The sequence below is a fragment of the Paenibacillus whitsoniae genome, assembly GCF_003955665.1.
Lineage (GTDB): Bacteria > Bacillota > Bacilli > Paenibacillales > NBRC-103111 > Paenibacillus_E > Paenibacillus_E whitsoniae.
In genome coordinates, this window is sequence record NZ_RXHU01000068.1 from 11,980 (window position 1) to 34,151 (window position 22,172).

18 protein-coding genes and 1 pseudogene are annotated in these 22,172 nt (G+C 50.8%); 16 read left to right on the forward strand and 3 right to left on the reverse strand.

Going from position 1 to position 22,172, the window contains the following annotated elements:
• The first annotated feature begins 416 nt into the window (after positions 1-416).
• From ilvB to EJQ19_RS21935, 5 genes are all read left to right on the forward strand, one after another.
• On the forward strand, positions 417-2,162 hold the full coding sequence (ilvB, locus tag EJQ19_RS21915; protein ID WP_126143381.1) for a biosynthetic-type acetolactate synthase large subunit: 1,746 nt from the start codon (positions 417-419) through the stop codon (positions 2,160-2,162).
• Positions 2,159-2,644, forward strand: a complete 486-nt coding sequence (ilvN, locus tag EJQ19_RS21920) for an acetolactate synthase small subunit (RefSeq protein ID WP_126143382.1) — start codon at positions 2,159-2,161, stop codon at positions 2,642-2,644. Before ilvB ends, ilvN begins: the two co-directional genes overlap by 4 nt.
• 137 nt (positions 2,645-2,781) lie before the next feature.
• Positions 2,782-3,774, forward strand: a complete 993-nt coding sequence (gene ilvC, locus EJQ19_RS21925; protein WP_126143383.1) for a ketol-acid reductoisomerase — start codon at positions 2,782-2,784, stop codon at positions 3,772-3,774.
• Between the two features lie 110 nt (positions 3,775-3,884).
• Positions 3,885-5,432, forward strand: coding sequence for a 2-isopropylmalate synthase (locus EJQ19_RS21930; RefSeq protein ID WP_126143384.1), 1,548 nt, complete (start codon positions 3,885-3,887; stop codon positions 5,430-5,432).
• A gap of 40 nt (positions 5,433-5,472) precedes the next feature.
• Entirely contained in the window at positions 5,473-6,678 is a 1,206-nt protein-coding gene (locus EJQ19_RS21935) for an aminotransferase-like domain-containing protein (protein ID WP_126143385.1), read from the forward strand.
• Positions 6,679-6,761: 83 nt separating this feature from the next.
• Here the strand turns inward: EJQ19_RS21935 and EJQ19_RS21940 are convergent, their stop codons facing one another.
• Positions 6,762-7,190 (reverse strand): MarR family winged helix-turn-helix transcriptional regulator, encoded by a 429-nt coding sequence (locus EJQ19_RS21940; protein ID WP_126143386.1) that lies wholly within the window; start codon positions 7,188-7,190, stop codon positions 6,762-6,764.
• Positions 7,191-7,348: 158 nt separating this feature from the next.
• Between EJQ19_RS21940 and EJQ19_RS21945 the strand changes: the two genes are divergently transcribed.
• A complete protein-coding gene (locus EJQ19_RS21945; RefSeq protein WP_126143387.1) occupies positions 7,349-8,659 on the forward strand; it encodes an amidohydrolase family protein in 1,311 nt (436 codons plus the stop codon).
• An 80-nt stretch (positions 8,660-8,739) separates the two neighbouring features.
• On the opposite strand, the gene EJQ19_RS21950 is transcribed toward EJQ19_RS21945, so the two are convergent.
• Positions 8,740-9,327 carry a TetR/AcrR family transcriptional regulator gene (locus tag EJQ19_RS21950; RefSeq protein ID WP_126143388.1) on the reverse strand — a complete coding sequence of 196 codons (588 nt, stop codon included), beginning with the start codon at positions 9,325-9,327 and terminating at the stop codon, positions 8,740-8,742.
• A gap of 217 nt (positions 9,328-9,544) precedes the next feature.
• Here EJQ19_RS21950 and EJQ19_RS21955 point away from each other — a divergent pair, with 217 nt between their 5' ends.
• From EJQ19_RS21955 to EJQ19_RS21985, 7 genes are all read left to right on the forward strand, one after another.
• Positions 9,545-10,765 carry an MFS transporter gene (locus EJQ19_RS21955; protein WP_126143389.1) on the forward strand — a complete coding sequence of 407 codons (1,221 nt, stop codon included), beginning with the start codon at positions 9,545-9,547 and terminating at the stop codon, positions 10,763-10,765.
• A gap of 139 nt (positions 10,766-10,904) precedes the next feature.
• Complete coding sequence (gene leuB, locus EJQ19_RS21960) at positions 10,905-11,984, forward strand: 3-isopropylmalate dehydrogenase (RefSeq protein WP_126143390.1); 1,080 nt, start codon at positions 10,905-10,907, stop codon at positions 11,982-11,984.
• Between the two features lie 69 nt (positions 11,985-12,053).
• Entirely contained in the window at positions 12,054-13,076 is a 1,023-nt protein-coding gene (locus EJQ19_RS21965; RefSeq protein ID WP_126143391.1) for a helix-turn-helix transcriptional regulator, read from the forward strand.
• A 137-nt stretch (positions 13,077-13,213) separates the two neighbouring features.
• The gene (locus tag EJQ19_RS21970) at positions 13,214-14,008 is read left to right on the forward strand and encodes an SDR family NAD(P)-dependent oxidoreductase (protein WP_126143392.1); all 795 of its coding nucleotides are present in this window, start codon (positions 13,214-13,216) and stop codon (positions 14,006-14,008) included.
• Between the two features lie 303 nt (positions 14,009-14,311).
• Positions 14,312-16,738 carry an RNA polymerase recycling motor HelD gene (gene helD / locus EJQ19_RS21975; protein ID WP_126143393.1) on the forward strand — a complete coding sequence of 809 codons (2,427 nt, stop codon included), beginning with the start codon at positions 14,312-14,314 and terminating at the stop codon, positions 16,736-16,738.
• Positions 16,739-16,782: 44 nt separating this feature from the next.
• Complete coding sequence (locus EJQ19_RS21980; RefSeq protein ID WP_241243036.1) at positions 16,783-17,769, forward strand: BadF/BadG/BcrA/BcrD ATPase family protein; 987 nt, start codon at positions 16,783-16,785, stop codon at positions 17,767-17,769.
• Positions 17,770-17,815: 46 nt separating this feature from the next.
• Entirely contained in the window at positions 17,816-18,898 is a 1,083-nt protein-coding gene (locus EJQ19_RS21985) for an NAD(P)H-dependent flavin oxidoreductase (protein ID WP_126143395.1), read from the forward strand.
• Positions 18,899-19,149: 251 nt separating this feature from the next.
• On the opposite strand, the gene EJQ19_RS21990 is transcribed toward EJQ19_RS21985, so the two are convergent.
• Entirely contained in the window at positions 19,150-20,238 is a 1,089-nt protein-coding gene (locus EJQ19_RS21990) for a hypothetical protein (protein WP_126143396.1), read from the reverse strand.
• 670 nt (positions 20,239-20,908) lie between these two features.
• Between EJQ19_RS21990 and EJQ19_RS21995 the strand changes: the two genes are divergently transcribed.
• From EJQ19_RS21995 to EJQ19_RS22005, 3 genes and pseudogenes are all read left to right on the forward strand, one after another.
• Positions 20,909-21,298 (forward strand): barstar family protein, encoded by a 390-nt coding sequence (locus tag EJQ19_RS21995; RefSeq protein WP_126143397.1) that lies wholly within the window; start codon positions 20,909-20,911, stop codon positions 21,296-21,298.
• Between the two features lie 86 nt (positions 21,299-21,384).
• Complete coding sequence (locus EJQ19_RS22000) at positions 21,385-21,765, forward strand: hypothetical protein (protein WP_126143398.1); 381 nt, start codon at positions 21,385-21,387, stop codon at positions 21,763-21,765.
• 198 nt (positions 21,766-21,963) lie between these two features.
• Positions 21,964-22,172, forward strand: a pseudogene (locus tag EJQ19_RS22005) (IS110 family transposase); the annotation flags it as partial.

A 22,172-nucleotide genomic window follows, 5' to 3' on the forward strand; every position in this document is an offset into this window, starting at 1 on the left:
TAATAATCTTTAATCATATCGAATGAATCGCTATGAAGAGGAAAAAGTCTTAAGGGCACTTATGTTCAGAGAGCGTTGGAATAGCTGAAACCATCGCCTTAATCCCTTACGTACGAAGTCGCCTCGGAGCTATTCTCCTGAAAGCGGCGCATTGGCGTCGATGATTAAGGGGGATCGGAAGAGCACACGTTATCGTGCTGAGGGCATTGATTCGGCAACGAACAGGCCTGCTAAGGTTATGTGCTGTGAGGCATGTAGCAAATTTGGGTGGTACCACGGAAGCTTAACTCCTTTCGTCCCTTTGAACGCGATAATCGCGTCAGGGATGAACGGAGTTTTTCTTGTTTTTCAAGAGGTATAAGAGGTATAAGTTCGTGTTACCTCTAATGGATTGACTTTTCGAGAGGAGGATCACAATGAATGTTCAAACAGAACCAAAACGCTCTAAAGAAGAACTAATTGAGAAGCTGACGCAGCCGGACCTGATCACAGGCTCTGAGATTTTGCTGAGAAGCTTATTGCTGGAGGGTGTGGATTGCGTCTTCGGTTATCCGGGCGGCGCGGTCTTGTACATTTACGATGCGATGCACGGGTTTGACGATTTCAACCACCTGCTGACGCGTCACGAGCAAGGCGCCATTCACGCGGCTGACGGCTACGCGCGTTCCACAGGCAAAGTTGGCGTATGTATCGCAACTTCCGGACCGGGGGCGACTAACCTCGTCACGGGGATTGCTACAGCATATATGGATTCGGTTCCGCTGGTGGTCATTACCGGCAACGTGGCAACGAACTTTATCGGAACGGACGCTTTCCAAGAGGCGGATATTACGGGCATTACGATGCCGATCACGAAGCACAGCTATTTGGTAAGAGATGTCAATGATCTGCCGCGCATCATTCACGAGGCGTTCCATATTGCGAACACAGGTCGCAAGGGGCCGGTTCTTATTGACATACCAAAGGATGTCTCCGCTCATAAAACGATATTTAAACCGGTGACGGAAGTGAGCATCCGCGGTTACAACCCGACCGTGCAGCCGAACAAGCTGCAAGTCGACAAACTGCTCAAAGCGATTGAAGAGGCGGAGCGTCCGGTTATTATCGCAGGCGGCGGGGTTGTCTACGCAGACGCTTCCGCGGAACTGATCGAATTCGTGAACGCGACGCAGGTGCCGGTTGCGACGACGCTGCTGGGCCTCAGCGGCTTCCCTAGCGCGCACGAGCTGTGGCTCGGCATGCCGGGGATGCACGGCACGTACACAGCGAACACGGCGCTTCAGAACGCCGATCTCATCATTTCCATCGGCTCCCGTTTCGATGACCGGGTAACGATGAACCTGAACGGCTTCGCGCCGAAAGTGAAGACGATCGCGCACATCGACGTCGACCCGGCGGAGATCGGCAAGAACGTGAAGACCGACATTCCTTGCGTGGGCGATGTCAAAGCGGTGCTTGCTTACGCGAACACCAAAGCTCGCTCCGCGAAGAGCGCAGCTTGGATCGCAGAACTGCAAGTAATGAAAGAGAAGTTCCCGCTGAAGTATGATCAAACGGAGAACGAGCTCAAGCCGCAATTCGTTGTCGAGATGATTAGCGAGACAACGAAAGGCGAAGCGATCATTACGACGGACGTTGGTCAACACCAAATGTGGGCTGCGCAGTTCTACCGCTTCAAGAACCCTCGCTCGATCGTAACATCCGGCGGATTAGGCACCATGGGCTTCGGCTTCCCATCGGCGATCGGCGCTCAAATGGGCAACCCGGATAAGCTGGTTGTCTCCATCAACGGCGACGGCGGCGTGCAAATGTGTGCGCAGGAGCTGGCGATCTGTGCGATCAACAACATTCCGGTGAAGGTTGTTATCATCAACAACCAGGTGCTGGGGATGGTTCGCCAATGGCAGGAAATCATTTACGACAACCGCTTCAGCCATATCGATCTGGCGGGCAGCCCGGACTTCGTGAAGCTGGCAGAAGCTTACGGCGTTAAAGGCTTGCGCGCGAAGACGAAGGAAGAAGCGAGAAGAGTATGGCAGGAAGCGCTCGATACTCCGGGGCCTGTCGTTGTCGAGTTCGTCGTGCCTAAAGGGGAGAACGTGTTCCCGATGGTAAAAGCCGGCGATACGATTAGTGATATGATAATGGGGGATTCGGAATGACCAAACATACAATTTCCGTACTCGTAAACAATCAGCCCGGCGTTCTGCAGCGTGTATCCGGCTTGTTCGGACGCCGCGGCTTCAATATTGAAAGCATCACAGTAGGGGAGTCCGAAGAAATCGGACTCTCCCGGATGGTCATCGTGACGACAGGCGACGACAGCACCTTGGAGCAAATCTCCAAGCAATTGTACAAGCTGGTTGACGTCATCAAAGTTGTCGATCTCAGCTCAAACCCGATGGTGGCGAGAGAGTTGGCGCTGATCAAAGTATCGGCTGAGCCGATTATGCGCCCTGAGATTCTGGGCATTGTGGAAACGTTCCGCGCCGCGGTCGTTGACATCGGACCTGCATCCCTGATTGTTCAAGTTGTTGGGGATTCCGAGAAAATCGACGCGATGGTCGAGTTGCTTCGTCCTTACGGCATTCGCGAGCTTTCCCGCACGGGCGTAACCGCGATGGTTCGCGGCTCTGTGAAGTAAGATTTTATAGGTTCCCAGAACGAAACAAGGCTTCCTCTTGAGTGGGGGTTTCAATGGTTTACCACGGTAAAACACTGAAACACCCACTCAAGGGGTAGATAATACGGATTCATCATATCAAAGGAGGATTTATTCAAATGGCAGTTACGACTTACTACGAAAAAGATGCAGACTTGGCGGTACTTAAAGGTAAAACGATTGCTGTGATTGGCTACGGTTCCCAAGGCCACGCGCAAGCACAAAACCTGCGTGACAGCGGACTTAACGTTATTATCGGTCTTCGTGAAGGCCGTTCTTGGAATCAAGCGAAAAACGACGGCTTCGAAGTTGTTTCCGTAGAAGAAGCAGCTCGTCGCGCTGACGTGATCCAAATCTTGATGCCGGACGAAACGCAAGCTCGCGTGTACCGTGAATCTATCCAACCGAACATGAAAAAAGGCGCAGCCCTGATGTTCTCACACGGTTTCAACATCCACTTCGGACAAATCGTGGCTCCAGAAGGTACAGACGTATTCCTGGTAGCGCCTAAATCCCCAGGTCACATGGTTCGTCGTACGTATGTGGAAGGCTTCGGCGTTCCTGGTCTGATCGCCATCGAGAAAGATTCCACTGGCAATGCTAAAGCCATCGGTCTTGCTTATGCAAAAGGCATTGGCTGTACACGCGCAGGAGTTATCGAAACTTCTTTCCGTGAAGAAACAGAAACTGACCTGTTCGGTGAGCAAGCCGTTCTGTGCGGCGGTGCTTCCGAGCTCGTTAAAGCAGGTTTCGAAACATTGGTTGAAGCTGGCTATGCGCCGGAAATGGCTTACTTCGAGTGCTTGCACGAATTGAAATTGATCGTTGACATGATGTACGAAGGCGGCATCTCCTCGATGCGCAGCTCCATCTCCAACACAGCGGAGTATGGCGACTATGTAACAGGCCCTCGCATCATCACAGCTGAAACGAAGAAAGAAATGAAAGCTGTATTGGCTGACATTCAACAAGGTAAATTCGCTCGCGACTTCATCTTGGAAAACCAATCCAACTTCGCTTTCATGAACGCTACGCGTCGTAACGAAGCTCAGCATCCAATCGAAGTGGTTGGCTCCCAACTGCGTGAAATGATGCACTGGATCAAAAAATAATAACTGACCCTATATAGTGTCAACCATTCCACAGGGAGTGCATTGAGGAGAGTTTCCCAATCGCTCCCTGTAAATACTATTTAGACGACAATTTTTTAGGAGGTGCCAGGGTGCGCAAGATTTACATCTTTGATACAACGCTCAGAGACGGAGAACAGTCGCCGGGTGTGAACCTGAATATGCAGGAGAAGGTCGAAATCGCGCTTCAACTTGAGAAGCTCGGCGTCGATCGGATGGAAGCCGGTTTTCCGGCGGCATCTCCGGGGGACTTGGCCGGCGTCAACGCGGTAGCGAGAGCGGTGAAGAACGCCTCTGTCATCGGTTTGTCCAGATCCCGAGAGCAGGACATTGAAGCTGTGCGGGAAGCGCTTCAAGGCGCGCAGGACCCGTGCATCCACTTGTTCCTTGCGACTTCTCCGATCCACCGTCAGCACAAACTGCGCATGGAGAAGCATCAGGTCTTGGAAACGGCGGAAGCGGCGATTAAATATGCGAAGAAATATTTTAGCAAAATCGAGTTCTCCCTCGAGGATGCGGGGCGTACGGAGCTGGACTTCATCGCGGAAGTGACAGCAATGGCGATTCGCACTGGGGCAACTGTCGTCAACATTCCGGATACCGTTGGATTCATGACGCCGTATGACTACGGCAATATTTTCAAAATGCTGAAGGAAACCGTTCCCGGCATCGAGAAAATCCAGCTCAGCGCGCACTGCCATGACGACCTCGGCATGGCGACGGCGAATGCGCTGGCTGCAGTTCTGAACGGTGCTGATCAAATCGAAGGCACCATCAACGGCATCGGCGAGCGCGCGGGCAATACGTCGATCGAGGAAGTCGTGCTGGCGCTCGAGACGCGCCAGGATTTCTACCAAGCGAAAACATCGCTGGTGCTGAACGAGATTTACCGCACGTCGCGCTTGGTCAGCAAGCTGACGGGCATGGTTGTGCCAGGGAACAAGGCGATCGTCGGGGCCAACGCATTTGCGCATGAGTCCGGCATTCACCAGGACGGCATGTTGAAAGAGAAAACGACGTACGAGATCATTTCTCCGGAGACCATCGGTGTGAAAGCGAGCAAGCTCGTTATGGGCAAGCACTCCGGACGCCATGCGTTCCGTGAGAAGCTGATCGATCTCGGCTACGATCTGAGCGACGAGCAAGTGAATGCGGCGTTCGCCAAGTTCAAGGATCTGGCTGACCGCAAGAAGCAGGTCGAAGACGAAGACATCCGCGCTTTGATCGAGGAAAAATTGATCGATACGCCTGAGGTTTTTGCGTTGGGCACGCTGCAAGTGGCGTACGGCAACCAAATGACGCCTACGGCAACTGTCCATGTCCGTCATCAAGACGGCGGCGAAGTGGCGGAGAGCGCTGTCGGCAACGGCTCGGTTGATGCGATCTACAACGCGATTGACAAAGCGACTAAAGAAGAAGTGGAACTGGACGACTACTCCATCAAATCCGTTTCACACGGGAAAGACGCGCTGGGTGAAGTGCATGTCGTGCTGAAGCAGAACGACGTGTCCGTACAGGGCCGTGGCATTTCCACGGACATTTTGGAAGCGAGTGCGAAGGCGTATCTGGATGCCGTTAACCGTCTGATCGAGAAACGCAAAAATCCTACCAGCAACCGCAGCAATGTAACCTTGATCTGATCTGAGTGCTTTCAATCATAGCGAAAGGATGCGTCCATGTATGAAATATCGGTTTTCAAAATCGCTTGAAGGCTTCTCATCCTCGGCGGTAAGGGAAATTCTCAAGCTGACCCAAGGCAGCTCGATCATTTCCTTCGCTGGGGGATTGCCTGCTGAAGAATATTTTCCAATCGATGCGGTGAGCGATGCGTTTAAAAAAGTGGTCGAAGGCGGCAAGTCCGCTTTGCAGTATGGGCTAACTGAGGGCTACAAACCTCTGCGCGAGTCGCTCTGCAAACGGATGGCGAAGAAGAACATGCTCGTCACGCCGGATGAGATGCTGATTACGACAGGCTCTCAGCAAGCGATCGACCTCATGACGCGCGTGTTCATCGACGAGGGCGACGTGATTCTGGTGGAGCGTCCCACCTATTTGGCGGCGATCCAGGTGTTCCAGGCCAAAGGCGCGAAAATCTACTCCGTCGAAAGCGACAATGACGGCATGCTGCTGGACGATCTCGCGGCAAAAATCAAGAAGCACAATCCGAAGTTAGTGTACGTCATCCCGACGTTCTCCAACCCGGCTGGCCGTGCATGGAGCCTCGAGCGCCGTCAAGGTCTCCTGAACCTGTGCCGCGAGCAGGAAGTGCTGATTCTGGAAGATGATCCATACGGTGAAATCCAGTTCGATCCGAATGCGTCCTATCCGACGATCTTCTCTTTGGGTGGAAAAGCGGAAGACAACGTGGTTATGTATACGAGCACGTTCTCGAAAACCGTAGCGCCTGCGTTCCGTACAGGCTGGATCATGGGGAACGCTGAGGTTATCCGTCAGCTTGCCCGATTCAAGCAGTCCGCGGACCTGCACTCCTCCTCCATCGATCAGCAGACGCTGTATCACGTGCTGGAGAATTTTGATTTGGACGGTCACATTCAGCTGATCCGCGAGCAGTACTATGACCGGATGAAATTCATGTCTGGCCTGTTGAATGAGATGAAGTGGCCAGGGATGAAATATGAAGAGCCGAAAGGCGGCATGTTCATTTGGGTAGAGCTGCCGGAAGGCGTTCGCGCGGAGGAATTGATGAAGATTGCGGTGCAAGAAGGCGTAGCCTTCGTGCCGGGGTCGACGTTCTTTGCGGAGAATCCGCAGTACAACACCATGCGCCTCAACTACACGCATACGGACCGGGAAACCACGGTACTCGGCATGCAAAAGTTGAACAAAGCGATGGAATCCTACTTGCAGCAAGTAGCCAAAGTGTAAATAAAAGCAGCAGCACGCCGGGCGGAGAGCTCGGCGTGCTGTTTTTGTGTGATGGAGGTGGGTATCCTCCTATCATGCGGAAATTATAAGCGTTCATTAATTTTGATCAACAAGTCCTTTAAGATTTGTTTCTCCTCTTCGGAGAGGACTTGAATGATTTCGTCCTCCACTTTTTGAAAAGATTCATTAAAATCTTCAATCAAATCAACGGCCTTTGGCAAAACATAAATGTTTTTTTGCCGTTCATTATTGACTGGGATTTTCCGCTCGATGAATCCTTTTTGCTCAAGAACTTGAAGCAAACCTGTGATGCTAGCCCCGCGAAGATGAAACCGATCAGCAAGATCCCTCTGAATTAATCCAGTTTCTTGATTATCGTAGATATACCCAATTATTTTTCCTTGTTGAGCGTTTAACCCTAATTCTTTTATGCTCTCGTCCGCTTTTTTCTTTAACTTAAGGCCAATCACCTGAAACAAATCCAGATAAGGCGTATTCTTGCGCGGCTTCATGAGCTTACCCCCTCACATTGTTAGGAAACTAACTGTTAGTAATTAAACTATATCAATATCCAACTTTCATGTCAATAAAATATTAGTTTGTTGACAGTTAGCCTCCTAACAGTTATACTCCGAAGTGTCTTGAATCGTATCCAAGGAGGAATAACAATATGAAGAATGTAGATCAAAGCCCTTCGGTAGAAAAAATGACTGCTATTACGAATGTGCGTATTTTCGATGGAGAAAAAGTAATAGAATCAAGGAGTATTGTCATTAAAGGGGAAATCATTGTTGCAGTAGGTGGCGATATTCCGGCGAATGCAACAATCATTGATGCTGAGGATGGAACACTATTACCAGGTTTAATTGATGCGCATGTTCATACTTCCATCGGTGGATTACGGGATGCATTAAATTTCGGTGTGACGACAGAACTGGAAATGAACGGTGACTTTACAGCAAGAGGACGTGCGATCCAATTGAAAAATACCGATGACATCGCCGATGTTCGTTCTGCAGGTACGGCAGTCACCGCTCCTGGTGGTCACCCGGATGAATTGCTGCCAGATGGAGATGAGATTCCAGAGTTCGTATTAAAGGAATTGGAGAAGTTATCGAAGGAAGACCGGGAAGCTATGCTAGCTGCTTACGCCCACGATCACGAAGAAGTGCCGCAAGTAACAACGGTGGAAGAAGCGATTAAACATGTTCATACCCAGGTGGAGAATGGAGCCGACTATGTAAAAATTATGATTGAAGAAGGAACAGTCATGGGCGCTTCTGGACTGCCTGTTTTAAGCGACGAAATTCTAAAAGCAGCGGTGGATGAAGCTCATAAGTTGGATAAAGTCGTCATCGCACACGTCTTGACTGCTCATTCTTCCCAAACCGCCATCGATCTTGGCGTAGATGGATTGGGCCACCTGTTTATCGACAGGCCCGATTACACGCCGGAGCTAGTTCAATCCATTGTCGATTCTGGGGCGTTTGTTACACCGTGTTTGGTGTTGAACTCATCCATAATTGGAAACCCGGCATCGCAATTGGCGAATGACCCACGTGTTCATTCCAAATTAAGTCCGGAGTGGATCGATATTTTGAACTCAAGCTTTAATACTTTCCCACAAGGCAATATAGAAAATAGCTATAAAAATGTGATGGATCTTCACAGGGCCGGTGTAGATATACTGGTTGGGACGGATGTTGCCCCCGTTCCCGTTCCGAACCTTGGCGGCCTTGCTCATGGAGCCAGCGTACATCATGAAATGCAATTACTGGTTACAGCCGGGTTCACACCAATAGAAGCACTTCAATCGGCTACCTCGAAACCGGCCCGTCGTTTCGGTCTTTATGATCGTGGCCGTATTGCCGAAGGTGCGCGCGCTGACCTCGTACTGGTCAATGGCGACCCGACTACCAATATCTCGGATACCCTGTCTATTAAGGCTGTATGGTTCAAAGGTTTGCAAAAACAAAGTTAATTATTTCTACCTTTTGTGGCAGGGTACTCTACTTCGTGGAGTGCCCTGCTATTCAATTTTGAAATTAATCTGCCGCCTTATCAAGGCTTCGCCTGCGCTATTCCCTGAAAGGTCAGTGAAACGATGTTCTTAATAAAATCGTCATCGAGCTCCTCCCCGGTCATCGTCAATCGATAGAAGATCGGACCGTAGAGCAGATCGATGAACAGATCGGGATTGACATCCAGGCGCAACTCGCCCCGCTGAATGCCGCGATCGATAATTTGGCGCGTCTCTTTGCGCCGCGGCTGAACGTAACGGCTCCGGAAAGCCTCGGCGACGCCAGCATCGGTTTGGCCGGCACCAATGAGCTCCGTGATCACGCGGCCTTCTGCGCTCGCAAGAAAGCGGGTTAAGTTCGTGGCGTGGGCGAGCAAGTCATCGAAGACGAAGCCTGTATCGGGTACAGGCATCCGCTGCGAAGCGGCGGACAAATAGCCGTCCATGACGACGGCAGCTTTGCCCGGCCACCATTTATAGATGGTGGCTTTGCTGACGCCGGCGCGCTCGGCGATTTTTTCCACTGTGATGTCCGCAAAGCCGATCTCAAACAGCAAGTCGTAAGCGGCTTGCAAGATGGCCTGCTGGGTTTCGAGATTGCGGGGGCGGCCGCGTTTTCCACTGTTCATGCGTCTTCCTCCTTGTGGGTAGCTTTCACAATTCTATACGATACGTTTATTATACAAATAATTTATTGGGAAATAAACGGGTTTGCCCATTTACAATACGAAACGTTTAGTATATTATAATAATTAATTACTAAACGATGCGTTCAATATATTGAATGATGAATGAACGTAGGTAGATTTGCGTATAAGTAAGGCACATGAAGGAGGACTGGATTGTATGGATCAACGCGAGGTACAAAGAGAAGTTAAAAGAGAGGGAATGCCCAGTTGGCTAATGTTTTTGTTGGCAGTTTCCTGCGGCATCATTGTAGCTAATTTGTATTACGCCCAAACGCTGGTAGGCCCCATTAGCGAAGCGACAGGGCTGTCCGCCGCCGCGGCTGGACTCATTGTTACCATTACCCAAATTGGTTATGTCATAGGCTTATTGTTTATTGTTCCGCTCAGCGACATTGTAGAAAATCGGAAACTGGCCGTCGCAACTCTGGCCGTTGTTGTGCTGGCGCTGCTTGCGGCAGCGAGTGCTCATACGGCAAGCCTATTTCTTACCGCGTCGTTCATGATTGGCCTTGGTGCAGTTGTCGCCCAAATCCTGGTGCCCTATGCGACGTACTTATCGTCGGCAGAGGAGCGCGGACGTGTCGTCGGAAACGTCATGAGCGGCTTGCTGCTAGGCATTATGTTCGCCCGGCCAGTGGCGAGCTTTGTTGCCAGCTTCTTGAACTGGCAGGCGGTTTTTCTGATGTCGGCCGTGATTGTTGCGCTGCTGGCCTTTGGATTGTTTATCGCGCTACCGAAACGTCAGCCGGCGCCGGGACTCAATTATGGGAGGCTGATCGCTTCGCTTGGCACGATTGTAAAAACAACGCCGGTGCTTCGCCGCCGCGCCTTATATCAGGCTGCATTGTTCGGTGCTTTCAGCCTCTTCTGGACGGTGATTCCGCTGCATCTTGCCAAGGCGTTTGGCGTTTCTCAGCAAGGCATTGCCTGGTTCGCCCTAGCAGGTGTTGGCGGAGCGGTCGCTGCGCCGATTGCCGGACGCTTGGCGGATCGAGGCTGGTCGCACAAGCTAACAGGCATCGCGATGTTGCTTGCCGCACTTTCGTTCCTGGTGGCCTTCCTGCTGCCAAGCCATTCGACAGCCGCGCTTATTGCTCTAGTTGTGGTGGCGATTGTCCTGGATATGGCCGTTTCGGGCAATCTTGTTCTCGGACAACGATCGATTTATGCACTTGGCAGCGAAGCAAGAGGCCGCTTGAACGGCCTGTTCATGTCGATTTTTTTTCTGGGCGGAGCGGTGGGTTCCTCGGTCGGTGGCTGGGCTTATGCGCAAGGCGGGTGGGAGTTGGCTTCGATCGTGGGACTTCTTTTGCCGGTGCTGGCGTTCCTGTATTATTTGACGGAGAAGAAGTCCGAGTCGAAAGCAGCAATCAGCTGAATACCTATAGGATTTGCCTATCAATGCAATAGCTTTTATATCTAAAGTGAGAATGCGAGATATGGTACAATAAGGCGTAGGAAATGTATCACCCGTAGTGTTCATAAGAGGTTTGACCAATAGAAGGAGTGTAACCAACATGGCAGATGTGAAAAAAATTGCTGTAATCGCCGGTGACGGTATCGGTCCCGAAGTCGTTGCAGAAGCAGAAAAAGTATTGAAACGCACCGAGGAACTGTTCGGTTATCAATTTGAAACAGAGCATGCGCTGTTCGGCGGTATTGCGATCGATGAGAAAGGCACACCGCTTCCGGAAGAAACGCTGAAAGTGTGCCAGGGTTCCGACGCGGTCCTGCTCGGCGCAGTAGGCGGCCCAAAATGGGACAACAACTCGAAAGAGCTTCGTCCTGAAACAGGCTTGCTCGGCATTCGCAAAGCGTTGGGCTTGTTCTCGAACATTCGTCCGGCTGTGATCTTCGACTGCCTGAAAGAAGCTTCCACGCTGAAGCCTGAAGTGTTGGAAGGCACGGATCTGATCGTTGTTCGCGAGCTGACTGGCGGCATCTACTTCGGCGAGAAATTCCGCCGCGAAACAGAAAACGGTCAACAAGCCGTTGACACTTGCACATACACAGTAGCTGAGGTTGAGCGTATCGCTCGCCAAGCGTTCGATATCGCACGCACACGCCGCAAAAAATTGGCTTCCGTTGACAAAGCGAACGTCCTGGAAACGTCCCGTTTGTGGCGTGAAACGGTTAACCGTATCGCGGTTGACTACCCGGATGTTGAGCTGGAGCACGTATTGGTGGACAACTGCGCGATGCAATTGCTGCGTCGTCCGTCTTCCTTCGACGTCATCGTCACTGAGAACATGTTCGGGGATATTTTGAGCGACGAAGCGGCTATGCTGACAGGGTCCATCGGCATGCTGTCCTCCGCATCCCTGGGCGAAGGGAGCTTCGGTCTTTACGAGCCGGTGCACGGCTCTGCACCTGACATCGCGGGTCAAGGCATCGCGAATCCTATCGCGACCATCCTGTCCGTTGCGCTGATGTTCCGCTTAACGTTCGGCTACCATGACGCTGCCGATTCCATCGAGCGCGCAGTGAAAGAAGTACTGGACGCGGGTCACCGCACAGGTGATATCGCAGTTGATAAGAGCAAAGCGATCGGCACTATTGCAATGGGCCAACTGATCGTTGACGCGATGCGTAAATAAAACCCAAAGCCTGCTCCCATAAGCGATATGCTTGTGCGGAGCGGGCTTTTTTTGCAAGGAGACCTATCTATGAATTTGCATACCACGAAATGTATTAAGTTTCCTTTCGGTTTTTGGGCCGGGTTGGAACAATTGGGCATTGCTCCAAGGGATGTAGCACGGCAAGCGCGGCTGCCGCTTACCGTAATCACTGAGCCCAAAGTTACCGCCGATGAGTACTTTGCGATCTGGCAAGCCTTTTCGGACCTCACAGGTGATATTGCCAAAGGGATCATTGGACTTGTAACCGTCTTTGAAACGGCGCAATATCCGCCGGATGTGTTGGCTACGTACCACGCTCGCGACTATCGCGATGCGCTTGGGCGCATGGTCAGGTATAAACAAATGTGCCCTCCCGAAAAATTGCTTATCACGGAGGAGGGGGAGGCATGTACGATCGAACTGGAGTGGCAGCACACAGAGGAGTCCGGTCCGGAGATATTAGTTGGGATCACACTGGCCTATCTTCTGGAATTGGGGCGTCGGGGAACTGGCCAAGCTTTGAACGCACGAAGCGTCGAGATCAGGCAGCCTATGGGCGATGTGCAGATGTTGGAGGCTTATTTCGGTTGTCCTGTCCACATTGGGACCAACAGGAACCGGCTCACGCTGCAGCGCCGGGATTTGGACATTCCTTTTACAACGTATAACGAAGAGCTGCTGGAAATGTTGACACCTGTCTTGGACCGGAAGCTGAGTGAAAAGCAGATCAGCCCCTCCGTGACCGAAACCGTGAAATGGATCATCAAACGGAGTCTTATGGCGGGCCGGCTGGACATACAATCTGTCGCCAAGGAGCTTAATATGAGCGATCGAACGCTGCAGCGACGGCTTACTGAAGAAGGTACGAGTTTCAAGCACCTGTTAACGCAGGCCAGGCATGAGCAGGCAAGGGAGTACTTAGCTGACCCGCTACTAGACATTAAAGAAGTGGCTTGCCTAGTTGGATATGAGGACCAGAATTCGTTTTATCGCGCTTTTCGCATGTGGGAAGGGGATACGCCTTCGCATTGGCGTTCGGTGAATGCAGGCTCTCCCCATGGTAAAGTTTAAATGAGTTGGCGTATGCTGCAAGAAGATTGGCGTCATGGGCTAGTTACTGAGGGCCCCAGACAAGGTAGTATTATCCCTATCCGGAACTCAAGATTAAAATTGAGTCCCAAAATACTTCATTTTAGGAGACATGCAGGATGGATATGGGATTGCACAATAAAACGGCGTTAGTTACAGGATCAACGAAGGGGATAGGTAAAGCCATTGCGATTGAACTGGCCAAAGAAGGCGTAAACGTGCTGGTTAATGGAAGAAGCCATCAAGAGGTAGAACAAACGGTAAACGAAATTCGTGCGAATTTTCCCGCGACATCGCCTCAAAATGCTGCTGCAGATATTGTGGATCCTGCACAGAGAGAAGCCTTGTTTGAAAAATATCCTCATGTGGACATTTTGGTTAACAATGTGGGGATCTACGAGATCATGAGTTATGATGATGTAACCGATGAAATATGGGAAACCTACTTCCGTACGAATGTGCTTGCTGCAAACGGACTATGTAAATTTTATCTCCCTAAAATGCTGGAAAACAAGGATGGCCGCATCATTTTTATTGCGAGCGAGGAGGCTGTCATGCCTTCAGGCCTCATGCCGCAATATGGCATGACCAAATCGATGCTGCTTTCTCTTGCAAAGAGCTTATCCAAATTAACCAAGGGAACCGAAGTGACGGTCAATACAATCATGCCTGGTCCAACGCTTTCTGAAAATGTGCATCAGATTATTGAGGGAATCTATACAGATGAGCATATGACGTTCCCCGAAAAAGAGAAAAAATTTATGGCTGCAAACTTACCTCATTCGGAGATTCAGCGATTTATTAGACCGATCGAAATCGGAAGACTAGCAGCTTTTATATGCAGCCCTTATGCTTCCGCATTAAAAGGTTCTCCAATCCGTATGGAGGGGGGCATGGTGCCGACCATTTATTAATGGATTCCTTGAGAGCCTCTGGACACGAGGGGATCCGCCGAGTTTGAACATACAAAAAGAACCGACAACAACAAGTTGTCGGTTCTTTTTATTGCTAGTCCAGGAATACAGCAGGACAGAATTTTAGATGATGCTATTTACAGGCCAACAGGCAATGTGATATGCTAGGAAAACCTATTTGTTGTATTTTTGATAAACAACATAATTAGGTCATTATCTTTATATTACAAGTATAGCATGAGGAAGAGCCGATTGTCAAACAGTATTTGTTTTCGAAAATACGATGCAGGAGTGTGGTCAAGAATGGCAAACGAAATCAACCGGGTAGAGGAACAAGCACGATTGGAACGGGTGAAGATGAGGATTCAGGCGAGCATCGCTGAGCTGGAGCCGGAGGTGTCGGGGCTGCGCAGCCAGGTGACGGACATTCGGAAGCGATTCTGGGAAGACGTGACGCTGAACACTAGCACGCACGAGGATTTCGAAGAGACATTCTATAGCATCAAGCAGCAGGAGGCGCTGCTCTCCGAACGGGAGCGGAGCCATCTCAAGCGGCTGCAGCGGTTGAACGGGATGAAGCGATTGCTGCCGTCGCCGTATTTTGGCCGTATTGATTTTACAGAACAGGGAACGAAGGAGAGCGAGGCGGTTTATATCGGCGTCGCCTCCTTGACGGATGAAGAGGAACTGAGCTTTCTGGTGTATGACTGGCGCACGCCGATTGCCAGCATGTATTACGATTTCATGCCTGGCCCTGCTCATTACGATACACCTGGCGGCCGGATTGACGGGGAGATGACGCTCAAGCGGCAGTATCAGATTCGGGACGGCGAGCTGCGGCATGTTTTTGATACGAGCATGACGATCGGCGACGAGCTGCTGCAGCAGGCACTGGGGCAAGGCGCGGATGCGCAGATGAAGAGCATTGTGGCGACGATCCAAAGGGAGCAAAATGCCATTATCCGCGACGAAACGAGCCGCATGCTGATCGTGCAAGGGGCTGCCGGCAGCGGCAAAACGTCTGCCGCGCTTCAGCGGGCGGCGTACCTGCTGTACAGAAACCGCGACAAACTCAGGGCGGATCAGCTCGTCCTCTTTTCGCCGAATGGGATGTTCAACAGTTACGTCGCTGCGGTGCTGCCGGAGTTGGGCGAGGAGAATATGCAGCAGACGACGTTTCAAGAGTATTTGTCGTACTGGCTCGAAGGCAGCCTTGCGCTGGAAGATCCGTTCGAGCAAATGGAATTCGTGCTGACGGCGCCGCAAACACCGGATTATGAAGCGCGTATGGCCGGGATCGCCTATAAGGCGTCGGAGCGCTTTCTCCATGCGCTTCAACAATACGCGCTGTGGCTGGGCAAGGAAGGGATGCGGTTCGTCCCTATCCGGTTCCAGGACCGCGAGCTGATCTCGGCGGCGCGGATGCGGGAGCAATTTTACAGCTATGATCCCAACGTTCGTTTGGCAAACCGAGTGATTCTGCTCCGGGATTGGCTCCTTAAGGAACTGTCGCGATGGGAGCGCCGCGAACGGGAGGCGGATTGGGTGCAGGATGAGGTCAACTATCTCGATCCTGAGAGCTATGACGAAGCCTACCGCACGGTGCTGCGCAAGTATCGGCGGGAGGAGGCGGTGTTTGAATTCACTGACCAATACGATGGAGACCGCCGGAATCAGGGGCCGGGCGAGGAGAGTTTGTTCGATTTTGCCGATCAGGAAGAGGAGCTTCTGCGAGAAATGATCGTGAAGGCGCATGCCGAGCCGTTGAAGCGGGAGGTGAAACGGCTGCATTTTATCGATTTCATCGGACTGTACGTTCAGTTGTTTGAGGACGAAGGCGCCTTCAGCCGCATGACAGGCGAGACGGAAGTGCCGGCTTCGTGGCCTGAGATTTGCCGCCAAACGCAGGAAAAGTTGAACGGGAAGCAGCTGTTTTATGAGGATGCGACGCCTTATCTGTATGTGAAGGAATTGATCGAGGGGACGCGCATCAATACGGAGGTCCGACATGTCTTCGTGGATGAGGGGCAGGACTATTCGCCGTTTCAGTACGCTTTTCTGAAAAAGCTGTTTCCGCGCGCCCGCATGACGGTGTTAGGCGACTTTAATCAAGCGATTTTTGCGCAGGCGACGAATCTGCAGGAAGAGGCTTCTCCGTTGGTGCGATTGTACGGAGAGGAGGAAACGAGACTGATCCGTCTGGTCCGCAGCTACCGCTCGACGCAGGAGATCGTAAGCTTTACGAAGTCGCTGCTGCCTTGGGGCGGGGACATTGTCCCGTTTGAAAGAAGCGGAGAGAAGCCGCGCTTCCTCCAGGCAAGCAGCAGTGCGGCTCGGGCGGCGCGAATGGCGGGGGATTTGGCGGCGCTGACCGCCGAAGGCCTGGGCTCCGTCGCCGTTATTACGAAAACCGCAGCTGAAGCTTCCGAGGCTTACGGGTTGTTGCTGGAACAAGGCTGCGAATCGCTGCGCCTGATTACGAAAGAGACGCTTTCTTTTGAAAAGGGGATTGCGGTCATTCCTTCTTACCTTGCCAAAGGTGTGGAGTTCGACGCGGTGCTGGTCTATGATGCTTCTTCGGCTGTTTATGGTCGGGAAAGTGAGCGGAAGCTTTTCTACACCGTGTGTACCCGTGCTATGCACAAGCTGCTGCTGTATGCGGTGGGGGAGTGGACGCCTTTTATCGATGGAATAGATCGCGGGTTACAGAATATGGTAGAATTGAGTTGAGTCATGGGGTTGTCCGGAAGAAGGAATAGGGGAGGGTGAGCCGTGTGGAGAATCAAAGCCGTGTCGTGATCGGCATAGACGGGGGTGGTACGCACACAAGGGTTATGGTGGCGGATTTCGAAGGGTGTGTCCTTGCTTATGTGGAGCGGGGAGCCTCATCCATCCATAAGGATGTGCGTGCGAAAGAAAACGTGCAGCAAGCGATTGTAGACGCGCTGTGCGAAGCGGGGAAGCAGGCAGGTGATGTAGCGGCGTTGGCGGCGGGGGTTGCAGGGTTTGATGCCAAGGCGGATTTGGCTTGGGTTGAACCTCTCACCGATGTTCCGGGGCTTCATTGCCCGAGGCAGCACGTGAACGATGCGGTGGTTGCCCATAGCGGCGCATTGCTTTCCGAGCCCGGAATCATCGTTGTGTCGGGGACGGGGTCGATCATTGTGGCGGTTAACGAGGCTGGACATCACATTCGAAACTATGATCTTCATCACTATGCGGCAAGTGCAGCCCGGTTCCTGGCTTATGATGCCACGTATGAAGTGCTGGCCGGCAACGCCAAGGAGGAAGATGCATTGCTCGTTGAAGCGATGCTCCGCTTCTGGGACGTGTCTACACTAGACGAACTGGCGCAGCTGGCCGCCGAAGGGTTTATCGCCGATCCGCGCGAGCGCAATCGCAAGTTTGCAGAGCTCGCACCTGATCTGACGGATTTCGCACAGATGAACATTCCGTTAGCCAGGCTCGTATGCGACCGGGCTGTTCATCAGATCACGGTGGGCGTTAACATGCTGGCCGCTTATTTTTTAGAGTCAGAGGTGAAGGTTGCCTTGGTCGGCAGTGTTGTGAACAGCGCGTACTTTGGGCAGCAATTGGCCCTGCGCCTGGAACAGGGGAAACGGAAAAAGCTTCGCCTCATTTCACCCGCCTTTTCGCCGGCGGCTGGTGCGGTGCTGCTGGCCTTGAAAGAACGCGGTGTTGAAATAACGCCGCGATTATTGGCGAATTTAGGGGCAAATTCAGAGGCGCAGTATGCGTGATGCTGCCCCATAAAGCTCGCTCAGCTAACCCATAGGAGGTCCATATATGCTCAAAACCACACTCACACGTATGCTGAAAATCGATTATCCGATTCTGCAAGCGCCTATGGCTGGAGGTCCCGCGACGCCTGCGTTGGCGGCAGCCGTTTCGAATGCCGGCGGGCTGGGCAGCCTGGGAGCGGGCTATTTGACGCCGGAGCAAATACGCAGCGCCATTCGGGAGGTGCGGGAGCGCACGGACCGGCCGTTCGGCGTGAATCTGTTCGTGCCGGAGCAGCCGCAGGAAGATGCGGAGGCGATTGCGCGGATGAACGCGTACCTGGACCGGTATCGGGAAGAGCTGGGCATTGCGCAGCTTTCGGAGATTCCGCAAGCAGCGGAGAACTTTGAAGAGCAGGTGAAGGTGCTGCTGGAGCAGGGTGTGCCGATCGTGAGCTTCACGTTCGGTATTCCGTCGCAGGCAATTATTCACGCGCTGAGGCAGCGGGGGACGACAATCATCGGCACGGCGACAACGGTTCAAGAGGCGGAGCTGCTCGAGGCAGCGGGCGTAGATGCGATTGTGGCGCAAGGGAGCGAAGCGGGCGGGCACCGGGGCACGTTCACATCCGGTGCGTCCGATGCGCTGATCGGCACGATGGCGCTTGTGCCGCAAGCGACGGATCACGTCAAGCTGCCGGTGATCGCCTCGGGCGGCATCATGGATGGCCGCGGCTTGGTTGCCGCGCTGGCCTTGGGCGCTTCCGCCGTGCAGATGGGGACGGCTTTTCTTGCCAGCCCTGAGAGCGGCGCCCACGCGGCGTATAAGCATAAGATACTGGTGTCGCGAGAGGATGCAACCCAGGTGACCACCGCTTACTCGGGCAAAGCCGCCCGCGGGATTCGCACCGAGTTTATGCGCGATATGCAGGACTACCCCGGCACGATACCGGCGTATCCGCTTCAGAACGCGATGACGCGGGACATCCGGCAGGCTGCGGCGAAGGCCAACAAGCCGGAGTATATGTCGCTGTGGGCGGGGCAGGGCTTACGGCTGGCTGGCGAAGCTGCCGCGGCCGACGTTGTGCGCCGCACGATGGAGCAGGCGGAGCGGCTGCTTGGCAGGATGGCAGGCACGCTCCCCGGCTGAAGCAGGCGCTTTCTGTTGCGGGAGTGTACACCCTCGAAGCAGCTCCTGCTATGCGAAAAGCTGCCGTCCTTGAATGGAGAGCGGAGCTAGTTATTTTTGCGAAGGTTGACTGGCGGGCGATATATGTGGTAGCTGAACTGGAATTTCTCCAGTCTATCAGCGCCACTTCTGGCTGTTCCAAGATCCTCCTGCTTTCATAGGATTTAACCATTATGAAGCATAGACAAGGTAAGCCCCTCTATTAACTCATCTTACAATTTTTTAGCCTCTGGCGACATCCCAGGTTGTATGTACCATACGTTGAAGTTATTCTTCGACTTTAGCCCGCTGTTCGCTTGTGCTGCGGATAAGTCTGGAAACAAGTAATTGACAGCTGTTGGTGCAATATTATCTGCCGATTTCACTTTTTTCTGTATAATATATTCATAATCTTTGACCTGATCAACATCGACAGGTCCGCTCACATGCTTGTAATCCCAGATCTCGTTCGTCTTGCTGTCGTAACCGTCGCTATCGCGCGCTTTGGACATCGATCCCGTCTTCGGAAAAGAAAGCCGTTGCTTCCGAGTAGAGAATGATTTGACATTGACATCCACCCATTGCTCGAATTGGTTCCCTTTCCAAGCGGAGCTAGTGCTCTTCTCTGCGGCCACCTCTTCTTCCGCAAACGAGTTAAAGCTGGACATGGTGCGGATCAGTTTTGATGGCATTTCCATGAACGCATCCGTCACGGCTGTTTTCACCTGTTTCGCCGAATAGCTGGGATGCACCTTGAAGTCAGATACAAGAAATTCCAGTTCCCTCAGATTCGTATCAATCAGCGAACAGTGATTCGTAATATACAAAGCAGCTGTGCTCATATCCGCACCGAGCAAGCTTAGCTTGCTGATCAAATCCGTATGATCGGTAATTTTCCCGCCTCCGCGCCCGACGACTCTTTTCCCGGATTTTCTGACGTTTTCTTCCGCCAGGTCATAGGCGGCTTTTAATGTCATATCAGGCTCTTCTAAATGTACTCTTTGAATTTCCTCAATAACAGTTTGGCTGACATGAGGATATTTCTTGGTGATAATATCACTATTAATTTTCCTGCCAGCCTTATATGTTTTGTTTGTTCTGCCTTTCTTAATGGCTCTTTGCAGAAGCTGGCCAACCGCCCTATTACCGATCGTCTGCTGCAGCCTCATCACATCGAAGGGAGCCGTGCTGCTCCTGCTCTGCGTTACAGGAGCGCTATTTGTTTTATTCGGTAGTTTTCTTTTTCCAGATTTGTCAAACATCGTATAATCCTTTCTATATGTTATTGATTGGATACATTCAAGATAGGTGATTTTTTCCAATTCGACATTTTTCGCCATAACCCTTTATTTTATGCCTTATCAAAGGTCTTCACGCGTGTCGATAGTATGTAGGCAAATTTGTGTGGTATATGTAGGAACATTGGATCGTTAAAGTAACGGGCAGGAATGCTTAATAAACAGAGGGAAATAAAACTGACTGAAATATCCTCACAAAAGACCAAATATGGTAAAATAAAGAATAATAAATTAATTATCATAAATTAATGCCATATAAACTGCAGAGGAGATGCTTTTATCTTAATAAATCCATATAAAAATAGGAATCTCGTTCTTCTTAGTTTAGAGCTCTTTGTATCTTTATTTACTGTTGTATTTGTAATTGTTTCTTCAACTGGAAGCAGAGAACTTAACTTTTCGTGGTTATTCTTGCTAATCGCAATAATTTTCCTTATTCGGTTGATTGATACAAAAGATAAAAGCAATACTATTAATGTTACTATTTTTGTATTAGGCGCAATTTTCATCATTCTTAAAAATAATTAGAACTTTTCAATCATGCGAATATTTGAACAATTATCCTTTAGCATTAAGCTATCGTAGGAACGATAGCGCAAAAAACAGGGAGCAGATGCCGCGGTATCTGCTCCCTTAATTCATCAAAGTAACGGGAGATTTGTTCAAATATGAATAAGGAATAGGGGGATTTCGAATGAGTAAGACATTCATTATAGATGGCAGTAAAATTTCCAACTTTGAGGATTTCTGTAGAGAGTTTTCCGATGCTGTATTATCAGGGAAGCATAAATGGAATGGAAATTTAGATGCCTTTAACGATATTTTAAGAGGCGGATTTGGTGATATAGAGGACGATGGAACATTCTCAATCTTTTTGAAGAATTCCAGTAAATTAAAGGAAAGTTTAGGGTACACGGAGACAGTAAAGCTACTTGAAGAGCGATTACTAAGATGCCATCCTTCAAATGTTCCCCTCGTTGCGGAAGAACTGCGACAAGCCAAGAATGGCATAGGACCCACTATATTTGACTGGCTGCAGGAAATTATTTCAGACCACGAGCATATCACCATTATCCTTGACTAAGGGCACTCTCATTAAATTAAAGGAGGATAGTTTAGCGGATACCTTGAATTAATGAGGAAAACAGTACAGTGATTGGGTGAGAAAATATGGACGAGAAAAGAATATATAGACCACTTGATGATCTTTCCGTCCAGAAGATCAAAGAAATACTTATAAGAAATCAGTTAGACGAGCTTTTAACACTTCCCCTTTCCGTGGGAGAAAACCACACCAATTGGAAAGTTGCTCAAGATCTATGTGCACAACTTTCAAATCATGAGAGTCCTGCGGTTAGAGCAAACGCTGTATTGGGGTTTGCTTATATAGCGAGAACAAAAGGAAAGTTAGAAAAACATGTCGTTAAACCAATTATTCTGAGAGAACTTCGTGAGAATCACGAACATTGCTTGAGAGTCCACGATGCAATTAATGATATCAATATGTTCTTGAAATGGAAGTTGGGGAAAAAAGCACTTGATGGCAACTGAAATAACGGGGGAACGATAGCATAATAACAAAAAGAAGAGGCAGCCGGTCCAGGTTTGCCTTTTCTCAAGTAACGGGCAGCATTCCTATTATGAAGAAATACGAGGTTTGAGAAATAAAAAGACTCCTTGGTATGATGTTTATGGGTCCCTGATGCTGGCCAGCGTCGGATCCAAAAACAAAACCAAGGAGACTACAACATGCATTCTACTCAAAATGAACGAATTAATCAAATCACTTTTTCTACCTTAATTATCGGAGTCGACATTGCAAAATTCAGACATGTGGCTCGTGCGCAAGACTTCCGCGGAGTCGAGTTTGGGAAGCCACTTACGTTTGAAAACAATCGAGAAGGCTTTGAATTATTTGTGAGCTGGTTCAGGAAGATTGCGACGGAGCAAGGGTTCAA